The 6000-nt window shown below is 63.7% G+C and carries 3 protein-coding genes and 2 pseudogenes; all 5 read right to left on the reverse strand.

Going from position 1 to position 6000, the window contains the following annotated elements; genetic code table 11:
- Window positions 1–317: 317 nt before the first annotated feature.
- Entirely contained in the window at window positions 318–1313 is a 996-nt protein-coding gene (locus tag AC30NL_RS06660; RefSeq protein WP_489463227.1) for a hypothetical protein, read from the reverse strand.
- A gap of 875 nt (window positions 1314–2188) precedes the next feature.
- A complete protein-coding gene (locus tag AC30NL_RS06665; RefSeq protein WP_489463228.1) occupies window positions 2189–3169 on the reverse strand; it encodes a Bug family tripartite tricarboxylate transporter substrate binding protein in 981 nt (326 codons plus the stop codon).
- A 50-nt stretch (window positions 3170–3219) separates the two neighbouring features.
- Window positions 3220–5064: pseudogene (locus AC30NL_RS06670) on the reverse strand (feruloyl-CoA synthase).
- Complete coding sequence (locus tag AC30NL_RS06675) at window positions 5061–5870, reverse strand: crotonase/enoyl-CoA hydratase family protein (RefSeq protein WP_489463229.1); 810 nt, start codon at window positions 5868–5870, stop codon at window positions 5061–5063. The pseudogene AC30NL_RS06670 and the gene AC30NL_RS06675 overlap by 4 nt, the downstream one beginning before the upstream one ends.
- A 28-nt stretch (window positions 5871–5898) precedes the next feature.
- A pseudogene (locus AC30NL_RS06680) lies at window positions 5899–6000 on the reverse strand (IS481 family transposase); the annotation flags it as partial.

A 6000-nucleotide genomic window follows, 5' to 3' on the forward strand; every position in this document is an offset into this window, starting at 1 on the left:
AGTTGCTTGCCGGCGATGCTGCGACCCAGCAAACTCATCAACAGGTCTTGATTGACCGTGGCCACGGCTGCGTGTTGCGGCCGTGGCTTGATGGACCTCGACCTTCTGCCTTGCCGTGTCCATCGAAGCCGACGACCTCGTAGTCCGGCAGTCCGGGCTGCGCCTCAACCTCAGCCAGGAAGTGATCGAAGTCGTACGGCGCCAATGTCAGAGGCCGCGTCGCGAACCACCCCGGCCCGTGTTGCTGCAACGATGCCACCGACTGCGCCGGTACGGGTGGAAACGGTAGGCGGTCGCACTCGAATCGCCGTGCCAGATCAGCCCATCAGGTCGAGGAAATCTCGCCAGTCTTCAGCGCGCTGGCCTCGGCGTAGGGGAGCAGGCACGGGGGCAACCGCCCGGTCGCGCTCGCGTCCCAGGTAGCTGTTCTTCGCATTCAAGAGCCGCTGCACTTCTGGAAGGCTCCATTGCTCAGGCGCAATGATCCGGCCGCGGTCTCGCAGCTTGGCGATGTGATTCTTGACGCCTTGATGGCGAGCGATTGCCGCGTGGATCTCGTCTTCGCTCAACTTGTCTCCAAGCATCGAACGGATGTCTGCGGGCGTGAGCGCATCGATCGCGCGCGCCATCTCGGTATCGACCACCGGGGGCAGCCCCGTGCCGCGGAACACGTGACGATCGAGATCGTTGGGGAGTTTCTGGATGCCGGCCGGGTCGAGCAGCTTTTTGCCGAAGCACTGGTCGTTGTCGATGCCCATGACTTTGGCGCGACCGTTCGGCTCGATGTTGATGAAGTAGTTGTTTTTATGGCGATCGCCTTGCCCCGTCAGGTGGTCGAGCAACTGGAGCTTGGTCACCTCCGCGCAAACGTCCGGACGGGCCAGTACGCTTGCGTCGGTCTTGGCGGCCGGCTTGCCGCGGGCCCGCTCCATGATCAGGCCGAGTTTGGGGCCAGTGCCGTCCCCGGTGTCAATCACTGCCAGCCGCGTGTCCGCGATCACGTCAAGGCCGAGCTTCTTCGCGTAGGAGACAGTCGCGATGTTGCGCATTGCGATCTGCGGATCATCCTTCGGGATGCCGGTCGCCGCGGCGACCGTGCCATGATCTTTCTTGAGAAGCGGCTTGAAGACGCCGTCGAATGTACTGCCGTCCGGCTTCCTGAGCTTGACGGCAAAGGCGGTGTTGAAGGCGCCCGATCCCAGCTTGGCTATCTCCAGTACCTGGGCATTGGTGAAGGCGGGCAAGGTATCGCGCGTGACCTTCAGTTTCAGCTGCTTGTAAAGGCGATCGATGTGCGCAGGCAGGGTCGGCATGGTCGGCCTGATCCAGGGCGCGGGATACGCAGGCCACGTGGGTCTGGCGGGTGTCGGGTGTGCCGCCCCCGTGGGATGCCATGGTGTGAACACGGCCCCTGCAGGCATGACCGGCGCGGAATGCGCATGCCACATGGGTCTGGCGAGTGTCGGGTGTACCGTCCACGTGGGACACCATGGCATGCCGTACACGGCCCCTGCAAGCATGGTCGGCGCGAGATGCGCATGCCACGTGGGTCCGGCGGGTGTCGGGTGTACCGTCCACGTGAGATGACATGGTATGCCGTACACGGCCCCTGCAAGCCTGGTCGGCGCGGGATGCGCAAGCCACATGGGTCCGGCGGGTGTCGGGTATACCGTCCACGTGAGATGACATGGTATGCCGTACACGGCCCCTGCAAGCTTGGTCGGCGCGGGATGCGCAGGCCACGTGGGTCTGGCGGGTGTCGGGTGTACCGTGGGCTGTGCCCGCACTTGGCCGTGCGGCCGGGTGGCCGGGACGTGCTTCAGATTCGCGCGGAATGGCAGTGGCGACCTCGGCCTCATCGGTGCGTTGGGTTGGTCACCACGGGGAGTCAGGTTTACCGTTCTCGGCGGCTGCCCCGCAGCATTGGGAGGCCTGGTGCCCTTGGCCGGATCGATGGGCGCCCCTTCGCCCGTCCTGACGATACCAACGTTCGAATTGCCAATAATTGTGGATGACATGTCATCTTGCTACTTGATGTTCATGTGCAAAGGATGGCATGGGATGACAAGTCCGACAGTGCATTACCCGAAGCGATGTAACTTAACGCGAAGATCTGACCACGGGGCCTGGCGAGCATGCCTGCAGGCCCAATCGCGCTTCGTTCCGTCACGCCTGCGAAAAGCAGCGATCAGCTCTCCGGCGTGAACCCCACGGTCTTGACGACCGGCGCCCACGCAGCGGTTTCCATGGCCACCGCACGTGCAAGTTCTTCTGGTGTGTTGGCCGAGGCTTCGAGGCCCAGCGTCGCCAAGCCTTCCACGACGTCAGGTGACGTGGTCGCTGCCTTCACCGCCTGCGCTGCACGCTGAACGACATCCGCGCTCGCCTTGCCCGGCAGGAACACGCCATACCATTCGACGAACTCGATGTTCTTGAAGCCTTGCTCCGAATAGGTCGGCACGTGGGGCGCAATCGGGGTGCGCTTCGGTGCGGAAGTGGCGAGCATGCGAACCTTGCCCGACTTGATGTGCGGCAGGAAATCGCCGATGGGGCCCGAGAATGCGCCCACTTGGCCGCCCAGCAGGTCCTGGATGCCCGGCGCCGATCCGCGGTAGGGAACGTGCCGCAACTCCACGCCGCTGCCCTTCGCAAGCAGGGCCCCGAGAAAGTGAGGCGGCGTGCCCGCACCGGGCGAGCCGAAGACCGCCCTGGACGGGTTGGCCTTGGCCCACGCGAGGTAGTCCTTCAGGCTCCTCACGGTTTCTGGCACTCCCGGTCCCACCGCGAAACCGAATACCGCGATGCACGCGGTGGACACCGGCGTGAAGTCCTCGATCTTGTAGGTGAGCCTGGTGAAGATGTGCGGGTATAGCGTGATGATGGACGCTGGCGTGAGCAGCATCACCGAGCCGTCGTTGGGCGAACCCTTCACCGCATCTGCCGCGAGCCTGCCGCCGGCGCCGGCCTTGTTCTCGACCAATGAGTTCTTCGCATAGCCGCCGCGAAACTTGTCGGCGAGGCGGCGCGACACCGCATCGGTGGTGCCCCCAGCCGGGAAGCCGACGAACACGCGCGCCATCTCGATGGACTGGGACCACACGAGGCTCGGCCACCCACCGACTGTCACGGCCGCGCCGCTTGTTGCAAGGAACTGTCTTCGATTGAACATGATCTTGTGTCTCCAGGTTCGTCGAGGATGAAACGCGGCAATCCCTGCGTTCAATGGCGATGCGGCAGGATCACCCCCAGCGCACCTTCATACAAGGCATCGACCAGTGCAGCGCGGTGCATCAACACCGCGCTCTGATTGATCGAACCTTTGTCGGTGATCTCGCCCTTGTCGACGGAGAGCGGATCGTCGAGCAGCAGCGCGCGCGCCACGCGGTTTGCGCTGCCCGTTCCCGCGGCCCAGAGTCTGTCGACCAGGGACTGGAAGAACGCGCGAACCTCGGGGTGCGCCAGCACGTCGGGGGCACTTACGTCGTTCGACAAACCAGCCAGCTTGCGGCATTCGTCCAGGCGCGGAAGGACGAGCATGCCGACATCGTCACGATTCAAACCTGTCACCACGGCGTCCTGAACACATGGTGAGCCTTCGAGAATGATCTTTGCTCGCAGCGGGCCGACGCTCACGAAGGTGCCGGTCGACAGCTTGAAGTCCTCCGCAATGCGACCGTCGAAGACCAATCCGCGCAGCGGTTGGCCTTCGTCAACGAACTTCGCCGCATCGCCTGTGCGGTAGAAGCCTTCCTCGTCGAAGGCCTGCGCCGTCTGTTCCGGCGCGCGCCAGTAGTGCGGCATCACGTTCGGGCCCCTGAAGCGAATCTCAGTCTTGCCACCCAGTGGCACAAGCTTCACCTCGACACCGGGGCATGGAAGGCCGATGTGACCCGAGCGAACATCAATGCCGACGGCGAAGGTGCACGACGGCGCGGTCTAGGTCATGCCCAGGCCGGTCATCATTCGCACGCGTTCGCCGACGGTGCGCTCGCCGTGCGCATCGAGCTTGTCCCACACCGCCTGCGACAGGCCGGCGCCCGAGAACATGAAGGCCTTGACGCGCTTGAAAAGGGATTCGCGCACTGCGGTGTCATGGTCCATCGCCGAGGCGATTTCCTCGAAGCCCCTGGGAACGTTGAAGTAGATGGTCGGCGAGATCTCGCGCAGGTTGCGCAAGGTCTCGCCGATGCCGGCAGCCGTCGGCCTGCCTTCGTCAATGTAGAGCGTGCCGCCGTTGTAGAGCGTGATGCCGACGTTGTGGTTGCCGCCGAAGGTGTGGTTCCATGGCAGCCAGTCGACGAGTACCGGAGGCTCGTCCTCCAGGAAGGCGAAGGTCTGCCTGATCATCTGCAGGTTCGAGCAAAGCATGCGGTGCGTGTTGACCACACCCTTGGGCTGCTTGGTGGAACCGGACGTGAAGAGGAACTTGACGATGGTGTCTGGGCCGACCTTGGCGTGGGCCGCGGCGGCTCCGGGGCCGCAGCGGGTATGAAGCAGTTCGTCGAAGAGCGTGACTTCATGTCCCTGCAGTGAGCCTTCAGTCAGCACTATGCCGACATCCTTGCCGGCGACCGCATCAATGGCGCGTTCATATGCCGCACCCGACGCGAAGATGAGTCCGGGCGACACTGTTGCGACGATGTGGCGCAGCTTGGCGTGGTCTTGCGACAGCAGTGAATACGCGGAAGAAATCGGTGTGCAGGGGACGCCGACCCACATCGCCGCAAGCGTCAGCGTGAGATGTTCGAGGTCGTTGTCGGAAAGAATCACGATGGGCCGGTCCACGCCCAGATCGCGTTGCACCAAGGCCTGGCCGACGGCCTTTGCGCGATCGAGCATCTGCGCGTAGGTGATGGTCCGCCAATCGCCGCCTTTCTCGCGCTTCGCGACGAAGATGCGGTCGGGTGCTTCGTGCGCCCAGTGTTCGAGCCGGTCAGTCAGGCGCGGCGGATACGCCTGCAAAGCCTGCGTCGGTCGCAGAACGCGCACACCGTGCGCACGTTCCTCAAGCGTCGCCGACAGACAACCGCCGACGCGGATGTCGCGGTACTTTGCTGCGCTCATCCGCGGGTCACTTTGCCTGTGCGCTTTTCGAGAAAGGCGCGCATCCGGTCCTTGGCGTCGGTTGTGCTTTCCGCCACTGCCGACATCAGCGATTCGGTGAACAGCCCTTCAGATTGCGACTGATCGGAAATGCGGGGCAGTGCATGCATGACTGCGAAGTTTGACAGCGGTGCATTGCCGGCCAGGCGATTCGCGAGTTCGATGGCTTTCGCAAGCCCTGCGCCGTCGGCCACGAGGTACTGCGCCAATCCGGCGCGCTCGCCTTCTTCAGCGCTGTAGAGGCGCCCTGTCAGCATCATGTCGGTCATGCGCGCCACGCCCATCAGGCGGGGGATGCGGGCCGAGCCGCCACCGCCCACGAACAAACCGCGCTGGCCCTCGGGCAGGCCGAAGTAGGCCGAGGCTTCGGCCACGCGGATGTGGCAGGCCGACGCGAGTTCGAGCCCGCCGCCCACGACGGCGCCTTGCAGCACCGCGATGACCGGCACACGTCCGAACTGGATCGCCTCGAAAGCCGCGTGCCACATGCGCGAATGCAACACCCCTTCGGCCACGTCGCGCTCGACCAGTTCCGACAAGTCCAGCCCTGCGCAGAAATGATCCCCATCTCCGCTCAACACCACGGCCCGGATGTCTGTCGGGAGATTGACGAATGCCGTTTGCAACTGCACGATCAGTTCGTCGCTGATGGCGTTGCGCTTGGCCGCGCGGTTCAAGCGCACATGAGCCACTGCGCCGGCCAATCCGATCTGCAGCAGGGGCAATTGCGAAAGCAGCCCGGAAGCGGGTTCGAAGTGTGGGTTCATGAGCTTGACTTGGTTGAGTGGAGGAAGTCTAGTTGTCAAGTCCCGTGTGTTCATAGACCTTTTTGACGAACAACTCGGGCTTTTTTTCACGCCAAGCCTTGAGCGCCTGAATGGGTGTTTGATGCTTCAA

It is taken from the genome of Rhizobacter sp., from assembly GCA_021153565.1.
GTDB lineage: Bacteria > Pseudomonadota > Gammaproteobacteria > Burkholderiales > Burkholderiaceae_C > Albitalea.